Here is a 13,102-nt window from a genome sequence, read left to right on the forward strand (position 1 = left end):
GCCTCTCGATGCCTGTTCAAGCCCTGTTCAAACCGTTCCACCTCGGTGCCCTCGAACTGCCGACCCGCGTGGTCATGGCGCCAATGACCCGTTCGTTTTCGCCGGGCGGTGTGCCGAATTCCAAAGTCATTGAGTACTACCGTCGACGTGCGGCCGCTGGGGTTGGCCTGATCATCACCGAAGGCACCACCGTCGGCCACGTCGCGTCCAATGGCTATCCAAACGTGCCGCAATTTTTCGGTGACGCGCCGCTCGCCGGCTGGAAAAAAGTTGTCGACGCCGTGCACGCCGAGGGCGGCAAGATCGTCCCGCAACTGTGGCATGTCGGCAGCGTACGTCGCCTCGGCACCGAGCCGGACGCCAGCGTGCCGGGCTACGGTCCATCGGAGAAACTCAAGGACGGTCAGGTCGTGGTGCACGGCATGACCAAACAGGACATTCAGGACGTGATCGCCGCGTTCGCCCAGGCTGCCAAAGATGCGCAAAGCATCGGCATGGACGGTGTGGAAATCCATGGCGCCCACGGCTATCTGATCGACCAGTTCTTCTGGGAAGGCAGCAATCAGCGCACCGATGAATACGGTGGCAGTCTGGCCAACCGTTCGCGTTTTGCCATCGAATTGATTCAAGCAGTGCGCGCGGCTGTCGGTGAGGGTTTCCCGATCATCTTCCGCTTCTCGCAATGGAAGCAGCAGGACTATACCGCGCGTCTGGTGCAAACCCCCGAAGCGCTGGGCGAGTTTCTCAAGCCGCTGTCTGACGCTGGCGTGGACATTTTCCATTGCTCGACCCGACGCTTCTGGGAGCCGGAGTTCGACGGTTCGGATCTGAACCTTGCTGGCTGGACCCGCAAGCTGACCGGCAAACCGACTATCACCGTGGGCAGCGTCGGCCTGGACGGCGAGTTCTTGCAGTTCATGGTCAACACCGACAAGGTCGCGCAACCGGCCAGCCTGGAAAACCTGCTGGAGCGTCTGAACAAAGAAGAGTTCGACCTGGTAGCAGTGGGCCGCGCGCTGCTGGTCGATCCGGACTGGGCGCAGAAAGTCCGTGAAGGGCGTGAGCAGGACATTCTGCCGTTCAGCCGTGAGGCGTTGATGTCGCTGGTCTAAGCTGCGCCAGTTCGAACCATTCGCGAGCAGGCTCGCTTCCACCTTCGACCGCATTCCATCTGAAAGAATGCAGTACCCATGTGGGAGCGAGCCTGCTCGCGAAAGCGGTGTCTGTGTCGACGCAAATCTAAGGTTGTGTCTGCGCCCCAGGCACCACCAGCTCCCCCGCACAAGCCCCACGCAAATACCCCTCGAACTGCTCGATAATCGCTGCCCAGCCCTGGCGACTGCCATGCTGCCGCGCATTCAGCCGTACGCAACGCAACCGCTCATCCTCCTCCAGCAACCACGCCGCCGCCTCGCAAAACGCCTGCTCATCGCCCGGCATCGCTGACACGCCGTTGTAGCCGTGGCGAATATGCTGCGCCGCCGCTGCCTGATCATAGGCAACAACGCCGAGTCCCGAAGCCAGGGCTTCCAGCACCACATTGCCGAAGGTCTCGGTCAGGCTGGGAAATACGAACAGATCTCCTGAGGCGTAGTGCGCCGCCAGGGCTTCTCCCCGCTGCGCGCCGCAGAAGATCGCTTCCGGCAGTTCTTTTTCCAGCGCCGAACGCTGCGGGCCATCTCCGACCACGATCAGCTTCAGATGGCGCTGTGGATAAGTCTGCTGCAGGGTTTCAAAGCAGCGTTTGAGCAGGCCCAGATTTTTCTCCGGGGCGAGCCTTCCTACGTGGATGACCGCGATATCTTTATCAGAGAGTCCCCATTGCTCACGCAACGCGCTCTGACGCTTGCTTGGATGAAACAACTGGCTGTCCACACCCCGCGACAACAACGCCAGCCGCTCGAAATGCCGCCGCTCCAGTTCCAAGCGCTGACTGACGCTCGGCACCAGAGTCATTGCCGAACGATTGTGAAACCAGCGCAGGTAATGGGTGAGCATCCGCGTCAGCAGACCGAGGCCGTACTGGCTGGTGTATTGCTGGAAGTTGGTATGAAAACCGCTCACCACCGCAATCCCCAGGCGCCGTGCCGCGCGCAGTGCCGACAATCCCAGCGGGCCTTCTGTGGCGATGTACAGCACATCCGGCCGCTGGCGTTTCCAGCGGCGCAGCAGTTTATGCATCGACGACTGGCCCCATTGCAGCCCCGGATAGCCCGGCAGCGGCCATCCGCGACACAGCAACAGTGCATCGTCTTCGCTGCGTTGTGGATCACCGGCCTGGCGCGGGCGCACCAGCTCCACCTGATGCCCTCGTGCGCGCAAACCCTCGCACAAGCGGCCAAGGGTATTGGCCACGCCGTTGATTTCCGGTGGGAAGGTTTCGCTGATGAGGGTGATATGTAGAGCTATCGTCATGACCTCAGTGTCGGCTGAGGCCATGTCGAGCTTGTTACGATCGGATGATGGATTTGTGACGCGGTCAGTGCTGTATCACCAGGTTTTCGGCGCCACGTTCGCGCACCCAGAACAATGTCGCCCCGGCTACCGCAGCCGGCATCATCAGGATGTTGACCACCGGAATGAGCAACACCAGATAGACGATCCCGCCAAAACTCATGCTCTGCCAGCGCTTCTGCCGCAGCCAGGCGAGCATCTCGTTCCAGCCGAGTTTGTGGTTATCCGCCGGGTAGTCGATGTACTGGATGGCCATCATCCACACGCCGAACAGCAGCCATAACGGCGCGGCGACGATATTCACCACTGGGATGAACGACAGGATGAACAGGCCGATGGCGCGCGGCAGGAAGTAGCCGAGCTTGCGCATTTCCCGGGAAAGGGTGCGCGGGATCATCGCGATCAGTTCGCCCCAGCTGAACGCCGGGAAATCATCAGTGCCGCGCACCACCACTTCGACTTTTTCCGCAAGGAAGCCGTTGAACGGTGCGGCAATGATGTTGGCGAGCATGGTGAAGGTGAAAAACACCATCAAGGCCACGAGGACCACGAACAGCGGCCAGAGGATATAGCTGAGGAAACTCAGCCATTCAGGCAACGACGGCATCAGCGTGTCGACCCACAGGCTGAACTGGTGGCCGGCCAGATAGATCAATCCGACGAACAGCACAAGGTTGATCGCCAGCGGCAACAACACGAACAGGCGCAGGCCAGGGCTCAGGACCAGTTTGAGGCCTTCGCGCAGGTATTGCGGGCCGGACAGAACAGGGGCGGGCATAAGGTGCTCCGAAGCAAGGGAAAACGCGCCGACGTTACCGGCTTTGACCAAGCGGCGAAAGCGCGGCAGAGCAATCGACATTCACTGTAACAAAGAGGTCTATCTCGTCAGCGTCTCGGCATAGAGACCACCTATGAGCTGGATTGTTAAACCGTATTTCCTTAATCTTGCCCCCCTCGATACGCTGCACCCAACTTTTTACAGGACTGTCGAGTTCAAGCCTTCCCCAAGGTGTCCACGGTCCTTTTTTATTCCGCCGGCCGTCCGGCGTCCGCGCCAGATTTTTCATGGCCGGCCAACAGGAGCAGATTCATGTCTGAAGTCCGTCATTCGCGAGTGATCATTCTCGGTTCCGGCCCCGCCGGCTACAGCGCTGCGGTCTACGCGGCCCGCGCCAACCTCAAGCCACTGCTGATCACCGGCATGCAGGCCGGCGGTCAACTGACTACCACCACCGAAGTCGACAACTGGCCGGGTGATGTTCATGGTCTGACCGGCCCGGTGCTGATGGAGCGCATGCGCGAGCACGCCGAGCGTTTCGAGACCGAGATCGTTTTCGATCACATCAACGCTGTGGACTTCGCTGCCAAGCCATACACCCTGACCGGCGACAGCGCCGTCTATACCTGCGATGCACTGATCATCGCCACCGGTGCCAGCGCCCGCTACCTGGGTCTGCCGTCGGAAGAAGCGTTCATGGGCAAAGGCGTCTCGGCCTGCGCGACCTGCGACGGTTTCTTCTACCGCAACAAGCCGGTCGCTGTGGTTGGCGGTGGCAACACCGCTGTCGAAGAAGCGCTGTACCTGGCCAACATCGCCAGCACCGTGACTCTGATTCACCGTCGCGAAACCTTCCGCGCCGAGAAGATCCTGATCGACAAGCTCAACGCCCGTGTGGCCGAAGGCAAGATCATCCTCAAGTTGAACGCCAACCTGGACGAAGTCCTCGGCGACAACATGGGCGTCACCGGTGCGCGTCTGCGCAATAACGATGGCAGCTTCGACGAAATCAAAGTCGACGGCGTGTTTATCGCCATCGGCCACACCCCGAACACTTCGCTGTTCGAGGGCCAGTTGACGCTGAAAGACGGTTACCTGGTTGTGCAGGGCGGCCGCGAAGGCAATGCGACGGCCACCAGCGTCGAAGGCATCTTCGCTGCCGGTGACGTGGCTGACCACGTTTACCGTCAGGCCATCACCTCGGCCGGCGCCGGTTGCATGGCGGCACTGGACACCGAGCGCTACCTGGACGGCCTGCAGAACGCCACGTTCTAAGACCGCAGGGCACAAAAAAACCGGCCAGAGATTGGCCGGTTTTTTTGTGCACGCTCTTCCTGCTCCAACGCAATTCGATCGTTCCCACGCTCTGCGTGGGAATGCAGCCCGAGACGCTCTGCGTCCCAAAGCGGACGCAGAGCGTCCAATGAGGCATTCCCACGCGGAGCGTGGGAACGATCCGAATCCCGTTGTTAGCGGCGGGTCAGGGGTTGTGCGGTGAATTTCACCCCGGCCAGGCCGTGCTTGATCAACGCGCGGATATTGCCGTGATCGCTGCCCTCAGGCGTCGCCAGCACCGAACGGTAATGCTCGCCGAACGCCAGCAGCGCTTCTTCATCGCTCAGACCTTCCAGCAGTGCCAGACCCAGTGTCTTGCACGAGCCTTCATTCTGGCCGGCAGCGTTTTCCACGCCGCCGTTGTTGAACGTTTGAGGCTGGTAGTCGTAACCGGCGGCGATGAACGCCAGGGTGTCGGCGAAAGCATGCTCGCCACTCTTGAGGCTGGCGCGCAGGGTGTTCAGATCAGTCATTGGGTTTTCCTTTGGCAAACGCTGCTTGCTGCTCGGCGCTGGCTTCTTGCTGGTATTGGGCTTTCCACTCGGCGTAGGGCATGCCGTACACCACTTCGCGGGCGTCATCGAGGCTGACCTCGATCTGGCGTTGGTCGGCTTCGGCCTTGTACCACTTCGACAGGCAGTTGCGGCAGAACCCGGCAAGGTTCATCAGGTCGATGTTCTGCACGTCCTTGCGGCTGTCGAGGTGGGCGACCAGTCGGCGAAAGGCGGCGGCTTCGAGTTCCAGGCGTTGTTGATCAGTCATGGGGGTCTCTTCGAGACAGCTTTGAGCGGCAAGCTTCAAGCTGCAAGATGGGTGTCTGTGAGCAAAGTTTACAGCTTGCGGCTTGAGGCTTGAAGCTAGCGACTCGCCGCGAGCGTAATCGATACCGACTCGGCGAAGCGCAGCGCGTGGGGCTTGTCGACTTCGACTTCGGCGTACAGCACCGATGCATTGGTCATCACCAGGTCGAGCAATTCCTGGGTCAGGCGTTCGAGCAGCGCGAAGCGGTTGCCTTCGACGTGGGCGATGATCGCTTTGGTGATGGTGCGGTAATTCAGTGCGTGGTCGATGTCATTGTCACGCACCGCCTCCTGCGCTGCGTACAGGATGGTCAGGTTGATCAGCACATCCTGCTTGTTGAGGATTTCGTCCTCGTTGATGCCGATAAAGGTGCGCAGGCGCAGATCCTTGACCCGGATGCGCGCCATCCCCGGTTGAAGTTGTGGCATTGATTTGCTCCGTCCAGTCTATTGCAGGCGTTCTGGTGGATCTTACTCGACTCGCGGCCGAAGCGGGACGGCCTATTTGACGTGCCGGCCGCCGTTGACGGTCAGGGTCGTGCCGGTGACATAGGGATTGTCGAGCAGATAGCGCAGGCTCTGGTAGATCACCTCGCTGCCCGGCTCGATGCCCAACGCGGACTTGGCCAGCGCCTTGCTGCGGTAAGCCGCGTCATCGTCGGGGTTGAACAATAACAGCGCCGGGGCGATGCCGTTGACCTTGATGGCAGGCGCAAAGCGCGCGGCAAACGACAGGGTCAGACTGTCGAGCCCGGCTTTGCTGGCGCAATAACCGATGTGCTTGCTGCTGCCTTTGCGAGTGACGTCGTCGCTGATGTGAATGATGTCGGCAGGTGTCGAGCGTTGCAGCAACCCGGCGCAGTGCAGGTTGATCAGGTAAGGCGCGAGCATGTGAATGTTGAACATGCGATTGAAGGCTTGTGCTTCGCTGCCCTGGGTTTCCGCCAGCCATTCGGAGGCGTTGTGCACGACGGCGCGCAAGCTCTCGGTGTGGGCTTTCAGCGCGTCGATGAAGGCAAGAATCCCGGCCTCGCTGGAAAAGTCCGCGAACAGCGCTGTCGCACCAAGATCGCGAAGGGCCTGTACGCCCGGTCGCTCGGTGCGGTAAGTGAAAATCAGCGGGTGGCCATCCTCGATCAAGCGCTGCGCGCAGTGCAAACCGACACGCTGGCCGGCGCCGGTGATGAGGATCGGGGCTGCGGAATCTGGCATGGGCGGCTCGCATCGCGGTTGAAGCGAAAACTATAACAGGCTCGCCGCCCGCTGCAGATCAGCGATTCTGCGCCGACGGTGCGCCAGCCAATGGCCGCGTCGGCGTGCTGTTCAACCAGTTCGCCAGCAGACGCGTCGACAACGGGATGAAGAAATACACCATCAGCGGCGTCAGGCACGCCGTGCCGATCAAGATGCGCGGCAACAGGCTCAGCTCAGCGAGCAGCGGGCCGAGGGCAAAGTTGAATATCAGCGACACCGGAAAAAACGCCAGCCAGATCGCCACGGCCTGTTTCCAGCGCGGCGGGCGTTGGCCGGCAGCACCAAACCAGCCTTCAATGCCGCTGACCCGGTGCTCTTTGGGATGTTCGAAAAGATCGCTGCCACGATTCAGCCAGGCGGTACGCGACGCCGAGTATTCCCACGCGTGCAGGGTCTGCTCATCGACAAAGCGAAAGATAATCTGGAATTCGTTGTCACCTGGCGGTGGCGCAAGGACGCCGGAGCCGAGGTAGCCGGGGAAGTCGGTGGCCAGTTGCTCGCCTTCGCGCAACCATGCAATGAGATCGTGATAGCGGCCATCAGCGACGCGACGCGCTACCATCAACGTAACGGGGGAAGTAGACATTTTGTATCTCCGTATTTCGAGTGCGTCGTTCCGGGTAAGAACTTCGCCTGACGCAGGCCGGGGTAGAGGCTTGCGCTTTGCAGCAAGCAAGGATTATTCCTGATTTTGTCGATTAAACCAGCCACATTCGTCGTAGATCACTACTTGAAGGTTTCCAGTCCATCATGTTTAAAATGGGATCCAATGAACCGACATGGAAGTTGACCGCCAGATGCCTGTAATCACGGACCCTCGCCCGGCTTCGACAGCACTCGGCACGCTCGAGCGCGAAGAGCTGTTTCCCATCCGCGAAGTGGCGCGCCTGACTGGCGTCAACCCGGTGACCCTGCGTGCCTGGGAGCGCCGTTACGGACTCATCCAGCCGACGCGCACCGAAAGCGGGCATCGTTTGTATTCCATGAACGATATCGAGCGCGTGCGCAGCATCGTCGACTGGATTGATCGCGGCGTGGCCGTGAGCAAAGTCGGCAAGATCCTGGCGAAAACAGAGCCTTTGAAGGTGCTGGCAAACTTTATCCCCGATGACCATGTGCAGGCCGATTACAAGCAATGGCAGGAGCAGGTTCAGCAGGCGGTCAGTGCGTTCGACGATCAGCAGCTGGATCGCGTCTACGGGCAGATTTTCTCGTCGTACGCGCTGCCGGTGGTGTTCGAAGCCATTCTGATGCCGTTGTGGCGTCAACTGCTGCAGCGCCAGGACGCTTTCGGGCAAACCAGCGAATGGTTGTTTCTCGACGGATTTCTCAGGGCGCGCGTGCTGCAGCGCATCGTCATGCTGCGGGGGGCTCAACCGCGCCGGGTGGTCGTCAGTGCGCTTGCGGGGCAATGCAGAGAGCTTGAGTTGCTGGTCGCGGCGCTGTTTCTCAGCGGCAACGAGTCTGGCGTGCGAGTGCTCACCACGGGCCAGCCTTTCGATGAATTGACGCTGGTCTGCGAAAAGGTCAAGCCTGACGCACTTGTGCTGTTTTCAAACCATGCCCCCGGTCCGGAGCTGCCCCGGCGCCTGAATCGCCTGGCACTAAGTCTGGATTGCCAATTGATGTTGGCCGGCGATGCCTCGGAACTGGCCGAAGACAGCCTGGCCGGTTCATCGGTGGCATGCCTGGGGAATGAGGGCGCAACAATGCGTCAACGCATGAAGCAATTCATGGCAGGCAAACTGGATACCTGAAACTCAGGCGTGCAGGGCGGGGTGGGTCAGGCGATGCTGTTGCAGGATGAACTGGCGCAAGCGCTCGGTTTCGTCGGCATCGGTCTGGCTCAGTTCGTAGGCGAAGAAACCTTGCTCGGTCTCACGCTCGAAATGGCCGCGCAACGAGATGCGCTCATAACCGGAAGGGCTGAACCACAGGGCGAAATGTTTCGGTGGTTTGGTCTTGTTGCGCACTTCCAGCAACACGCCTTTGTGCGACACCTCGTGTACCCACAGCGTGCCGGGCTGGCCTTTGGCGTTTTCCAGCGCCACGGGCTCTTCAAGAACCAGGCGCCATGGGCGCACCATCGGGCCGTCTTCGTAGATGCTCGGCACACCGAGACGCAGATGCAGCGCGTGGAACTCGTCTTCCACCAGATGCAGCGGAAAAGTCATCTGTTGATTTTCGAAGTTGGCCTGGATCGTCACCTGCTCGTGAGCAGCCAGACGTGTCAGCAGGTCACGGATCTGCGAACCACCATTAACCAGCAGACTCGACGTTGCATCCCGCACGTTAAGTTGCGGGTTGTGCTGCATGGTCTGGATAAAATCCAGCTCGTCCTGAGTGAGGAGGGCGTCGCGCTGCATGGCTAACTCGAAGTGAATAGTTACAAAGTCATTGGTGATTGTAGTTAATGACCATCAGTTCGCGGTTTTGTTTGCGCCGTTCGTCGCTTTCAACGCCGCAAGCTCGCTTTGCAGCGCCGCGACTTGCGCTTCCAGCTGCGCAACCCGCTGCTGCGCCTTGACCTGAAGCGTTACATCTTTTTGCACGCCGATGAAATAAGTCTGCCCGTCATCGGCATTTTTTATCGTCGACAATGACAATTCGTTCCAGAACGGCGTGCCATCCTTTCTATAATTGCGCAGGATTTCCCGGCAGGATCCGCCTTCACGTAATGTCTCGCGAATCAGCTGCAGACTTGGTTGATCACGGTCTCCAGCCTGCAAAAAACGACAGTCCTGGTAGAGGATTTCCTCACTGCTATAACCGGTCATGCGCTCGAAGGCAGGGTTGACGTAAATAAGGATGTTGTCCTGCTCGCCTTCCTTTTCAGCAACCACGATTCCGTCATTCGACGCGTTGATCACCATTTGCAGCAGACTGGCGTTGATCATCCGAGAATCCCTTCCGTTATGTCAGTGGCAGGCATTCTAGAAGAAAGCCGCGGACTGTCTATAGGCCAGCAGCTTGCATTGAGAGCCAATCGCAACTTCGCGGCATGGGCTGTTACTATCGCGGCTCTTTTTTTCAGTTCCAGGATCAGATTGATGAAAGTCGCCATCCTCTCCGGTTCGGTCTACGGCACCGCCGAAGAAGTCGCCCGCCACGCCCAGAACCTGCTGAAAGCCGCCGGCTTTGAAACCTTCTACAACTCGCGCGCCGCGTTGGCCGATATTCAGGCGTTCGGTCCCGAGGCCCTTCTCGCTGTGACTTCGACCACTGGCATGGGCGAGCTGCCGGACAACCTGCAACCGTTGTATTCGACCCTGCGCGATCAGTTGCCGGCTTCGTTGCGCGGCCTGCCCGGCGCGGTGATCGCCCTCGGTGATGCCAGCTACGGCGACACATTCTGCGGCGGTGGCGAGCAGATGCGCGAACTGTTTGCCGAACTGGGGGTAAACGAGGTTCAGGAAATGCTGCGCATCGACGCCAGCGAAAGCGTCACGCCGGAAACCGATGCCGAGCCGTGGCTGGCGCAGTTGATTGAAGCGCTCAAGGGCTGATCGCGGGCAATAATCGCTGCACCTTCTAAGCGTTGTTGCATTGCAACGGATCCAGGCTGTTTGCCCGGCTGACTCGTTCAGTCATCAAGCTGGCTGCCAATGCAACTACGCGATGCCCTGCGCCTGACTAGACTGCTGACACGAGCAGAACAAGAAGAACGCAGAGGTGCATACAGTGAGCGTAGCCCCCGTCCAATCGTCGCCGAACGTCAAAGATCAGGTCAGCGCTGCCGAGTGGCAGACCCGCGTCGATCTTGCCGCCTGTTATCGCTTGGTCGCGCTGCACGGCTGGGACGATCTGATCTTCACGCATATCTCGGCCAAGGTGCCCGGCACCGAAGATTTCCTGATCAATCCGTTTGGCCTGATGTTCCACGAGATCACCGCTTCGAGCCTGGTGAAAGTCGATCAGGCCGGCAACAAACTCATGGACAGCCCGTACGAAATCAACCCCGCCGGTTACACCATTCACAGCGCCGTCCACGAAGTGCGCCACGATGTGGTTTGCGTGCTGCATACGCACACTGCGTCAGGCGTTGCGGTGTCGGCGCAAAGGCAGGGGGTGCTGCCGATCAGTCAACAGTCACTGTTTGTGTTGTCGAGCCTGGCCTATCACGCCTACGAGGGCGTGGCCCTGAACCATGAAGAAAAGGCGCGCCTGCAAGCCGACCTCGGCGACAACAATTTCCTCATGCTGAACAACCACGGTCTGCTGACTTGTGGCGGCACTATTGCCGATACGTTTCTGATGATGTTCACCTTCCAGCGAGCCTGCGACATTCAGGTCATGGCGCAGACGGGAGGTGCCGAACTGATCGCCATCGAACCGCAGATTCTCGCCGGCGCCAAGGCAATGATTGCCGGCGTCACCAAGAGCGCGCAGGGCATGGGCGGCGCGCTGGCGTGGCCGGCGCTGTTGCGCAAACTCGATCTTCAAGACCCGGGGTATAAATTCTAATGCCGCTCGCCGAGATTCCTCTGAGTGTCTGGCGCAAGCGCAGCCGGACATTCGTTTTTCATGGCCAGTCGATCCGCTACTGGACAGTCGGGCAGGGTGAGCCGCTGCTGTTGATTCACGGTTTTCCCACCGCCAGTTGGGATTGGCATTACCTGTGGCAGCCACTGGCGCAGCGTTATCAGGTGATCGCCTGCGACATGCTCGGTTTCGGCGATTCGGCAAAACCGCGCAATCACACCTACAGCCTGCTGGAACAGGCCGATCTGCAACAGGCGCTGCTCGCCCATCTGCAGGTTGAACAAGCGGTGCATATTCTCGCTCACGACTACGGCGACAGCGTCGCTCAGGAACTGCTCGCGCGGCATTACGAAAAACGCATCGAAGTTGCCAGTTGCGTGTTCCTTAATGGCGGTCTGTTTCCGGAAACCCATCGTCCGCTGCTGATGCAGAAACTGCTGCTCAGCCCGATTGGCTGGCTGCTTGGCCGCGCCTTCAGCCGTGAGGCGCTGGTCAAAGGTTTCCGGCAGATCTTCGGCCCGCAGACCCAGCCATCTGAAAGCGAACTGGATGACTACTGGAGTCTGGTCGACAGCAACCATGGCCCGCGCATCCTGCATAAATTGATCACTTACATCCCCGAGCGCCGGGTGCAACGTGAGCGCTGGGTGACGGCCATGCAGCAGGGTGACATTCCCTTGCGGGTGATCGATGGCGCATTTGACCCGATCTCCGGCGTGCACATGGTCGAGCGATATCGCGAACTGATCCCTGATGCAGACACCGTGCTCTTACCCGGCATCGGCCACTATCCGCAAACCGAGGCGCCGGCGCTGGTGCTCAAGCACTATCTGGCGTTTCGCGATCGTCTGGTATTGCCTCCACGCAAAGTGGCGTACTCCTGATTCTCGCCAAGAGCACAGGCTCTCGGCGACCGGACACTCGATCATCCCTCAGCCTTATCGCGCACCATTCAGCCGCAGCCGTGTTCGTTGTGACCCAAAGCGTCGTGCCTGACACTCGGGTTCATTACCTCTTGGCCTGCTGGAGTTGCCGCGATGAATGAACCTGTGCGTTTCGAAGATAAAGTCGTGATAGTGACCGGCGCCGGTGGCGGCCTCGGTCGTGCGCATGCGCTGCTGTTCGCCAGACAGGGAGCCAAAGTGCTGGTCAACGATCTCGGTGGCTCGACGCAGGGCGAGGGCGCCAACGCTTCGGCTGCCGACCGCGTAGTGGCGGAAATCCGCGAGGCCGGCGGTATTGCCGAAGCCAACCACGACTCGGTGACTGACGGCGACAAACTGGTACAGAACGCCCTCGATGCCTTCGGCCGCGTCGACGTCGTGGTGAACAACGCCGGGATCCTGCGCGACAAGTCATTTCACAAGATGGACGACGCCGACTGGGATCTGGTCTATCGCGTCCACGTCGAAGGCGCCTACAAGGTTACCCGTGCCGCCTGGCCGCATCTGCGCGAGCAAAACTACGGTCGCGTGATTTTCACTGCGTCGACTTCAGGCATCTATGGCAATTTCGGTCAGTCCAACTACGGCATGGCCAAACTCGGGCTTTACGGGTTGACCCGAACGCTGGCGATCGAAGGGCGCAAGAACAACATTCTGGTCAACGCCATCGCCCCGACCGGCGGCACGCGCATGACCGAGGGCCTGATCCCGCCGCAAGTATTCGAGCAACTGAAGCCGGAACTGGTCAGCCCGCTGGTGGTGTATCTGGCCAGCGAGCAATGCCAGGAAACGTCGGGCCTGTTCGAAGTCGGCGGCGGCTGGATGGGCAAGGTGCGCTGGGAACGCAGCCTCGGTGCCGGCTTCGATCCGCGCGAAGGGTTCTCGCCGGAAGACGTCGCGGCGCACTGGCAGCAGATTTGCGATTTCGAAGGGGCGGCGCACCCGAAGGACAATATTGAAGCATTGAAGGAAATGATGGCGAATTTGCAGAAGTATTCGATTTGAAGTTAACGGAGCCACCAACCCTCGCGGCGGGTGGCTCCAGTTTTCAAATG

The 13,102-nt window shown here is 59.9% G+C and carries 16 protein-coding genes; 7 read left to right on the top strand and 9 right to left on the bottom strand.

Translation table 11 applies throughout. The annotated features are described in order from the left end of the window. Window positions 1–8 precede the first annotated feature (8 nt). Complete coding sequence (locus AB4O12_RS25930) at window positions 9–1,112, top strand: NADH:flavin oxidoreductase (RefSeq protein WP_122750878.1); 1,104 nt, start codon at window positions 9–11, stop codon at window positions 1,110–1,112. A 127-nt stretch (window positions 1,113–1,239) separates the two neighbouring features. Here AB4O12_RS25930 and AB4O12_RS25935 read toward each other — a convergent pair whose 3' ends face one another. Both AB4O12_RS25935 and cysZ read right to left on the bottom strand, forming a co-directional pair. Beyond that, complete coding sequence (locus AB4O12_RS25935) at window positions 1,240–2,439, bottom strand: glycosyltransferase family 4 protein (RefSeq protein WP_460059934.1); 1,200 nt, start codon at window positions 2,437–2,439, stop codon at window positions 1,240–1,242. Window positions 2,440–2,479: 40 nt separating this feature from the next. Continuing rightward, complete coding sequence (gene cysZ, locus AB4O12_RS25940) at window positions 2,480–3,232, bottom strand: sulfate transporter CysZ (protein WP_038861129.1); 753 nt, start codon at window positions 3,230–3,232, stop codon at window positions 2,480–2,482. Between the two features lie 312 nt (window positions 3,233–3,544). On the opposite strand from cysZ, the gene trxB reads away from it, so the two are divergent. Then, complete coding sequence (gene trxB, locus AB4O12_RS25945) at window positions 3,545–4,507, top strand: thioredoxin-disulfide reductase (protein ID WP_016771656.1); 963 nt, start codon at window positions 3,545–3,547, stop codon at window positions 4,505–4,507. A gap of 194 nt (window positions 4,508–4,701) precedes the next feature. Here trxB and AB4O12_RS25950 read toward each other — a convergent pair whose 3' ends face one another. The 5 genes from AB4O12_RS25950 to AB4O12_RS25970 all read right to left on the bottom strand — a co-directional run bounded on the left by AB4O12_RS25950 (window position 4,702) and on the right by AB4O12_RS25970 (window position 7,207). Beyond that, complete coding sequence (locus tag AB4O12_RS25950; RefSeq protein ID WP_151550915.1) at window positions 4,702–5,040, bottom strand: HopJ type III effector protein; 339 nt, start codon at window positions 5,038–5,040, stop codon at window positions 4,702–4,704. Further along, entirely contained in the window at window positions 5,033–5,329 is a 297-nt protein-coding gene (locus AB4O12_RS25955) for a DUF1244 domain-containing protein (RefSeq protein WP_056782977.1), read from the bottom strand. The genes AB4O12_RS25950 and AB4O12_RS25955 overlap by 8 nt, the downstream gene beginning before the upstream one ends. Before the next feature lie 95 nt (window positions 5,330–5,424). Then, entirely contained in the window at window positions 5,425–5,796 is a 372-nt protein-coding gene (gene folX / locus AB4O12_RS25960) for a dihydroneopterin triphosphate 2'-epimerase (RefSeq protein ID WP_016771653.1), read from the bottom strand. 72 nt (window positions 5,797–5,868) lie between these two features. Next, entirely contained in the window at window positions 5,869–6,579 is a 711-nt protein-coding gene (gene folM / locus AB4O12_RS25965; protein WP_095180387.1) for a dihydromonapterin reductase, read from the bottom strand. Between the two features lie 58 nt (window positions 6,580–6,637). Beyond that, entirely contained in the window at window positions 6,638–7,207 is a 570-nt protein-coding gene (locus AB4O12_RS25970) for an antibiotic biosynthesis monooxygenase (protein WP_041477999.1), read from the bottom strand. Window positions 7,208–7,418: 211 nt separating this feature from the next. Here AB4O12_RS25970 and AB4O12_RS25975 point away from each other — a divergent pair, with 211 nt between their 5' ends. Then, complete coding sequence (locus AB4O12_RS25975; protein ID WP_460059937.1) at window positions 7,419–8,378, top strand: MerR family transcriptional regulator; 960 nt, start codon at window positions 7,419–7,421, stop codon at window positions 8,376–8,378. Window positions 8,379–8,381: 3 nt separating this feature from the next. Here AB4O12_RS25975 and AB4O12_RS25980 read toward each other — a convergent pair whose 3' ends face one another. Next, window positions 8,382–8,987, bottom strand: coding sequence for a hypothetical protein (locus AB4O12_RS25980; protein ID WP_024011639.1), 606 nt, complete (start codon window positions 8,985–8,987; stop codon window positions 8,382–8,384). A gap of 54 nt (window positions 8,988–9,041) precedes the next feature. Continuing rightward, window positions 9,042–9,518: a PAS domain-containing protein gene (locus tag AB4O12_RS25985; protein WP_016771648.1), complete on the bottom strand. Its 477-nt coding sequence runs from the start codon at window positions 9,516–9,518 to the stop codon at window positions 9,042–9,044. A gap of 153 nt (window positions 9,519–9,671) precedes the next feature. Between AB4O12_RS25985 and AB4O12_RS25990 the strand changes: the two genes are divergently transcribed. The 4 genes from AB4O12_RS25990 to AB4O12_RS26005 all read left to right on the top strand — a co-directional run bounded on the left by AB4O12_RS25990 (window position 9,672) and on the right by AB4O12_RS26005 (window position 13,052). After that, window positions 9,672–10,127: a flavodoxin gene (locus AB4O12_RS25990; protein ID WP_110646375.1), complete on the top strand. Its 456-nt coding sequence runs from the start codon at window positions 9,672–9,674 to the stop codon at window positions 10,125–10,127. 175 nt (window positions 10,128–10,302) lie between these two features. Then, complete coding sequence (locus tag AB4O12_RS25995; protein WP_073473740.1) at window positions 10,303–11,085, top strand: class II aldolase/adducin family protein; 783 nt, start codon at window positions 10,303–10,305, stop codon at window positions 11,083–11,085. Beyond that, the gene (locus AB4O12_RS26000) at window positions 11,085–11,987 is read left to right on the top strand and encodes an alpha/beta fold hydrolase (protein ID WP_350482091.1); all 903 of its coding nucleotides are present in this window, start codon (window positions 11,085–11,087) and stop codon (window positions 11,985–11,987) included. Before AB4O12_RS25995 ends, AB4O12_RS26000 begins: the two co-directional genes overlap by 1 nt. Window positions 11,988–12,140: 153 nt before the next feature. Continuing rightward, entirely contained in the window at window positions 12,141–13,052 is a 912-nt protein-coding gene (locus tag AB4O12_RS26005; RefSeq protein ID WP_056782986.1) for an SDR family oxidoreductase, read from the top strand. Window positions 13,053–13,102 lie beyond the last annotated feature (50 nt).

Source organism: Pseudomonas sp. S2_A05 (assembly GCF_054668485.1).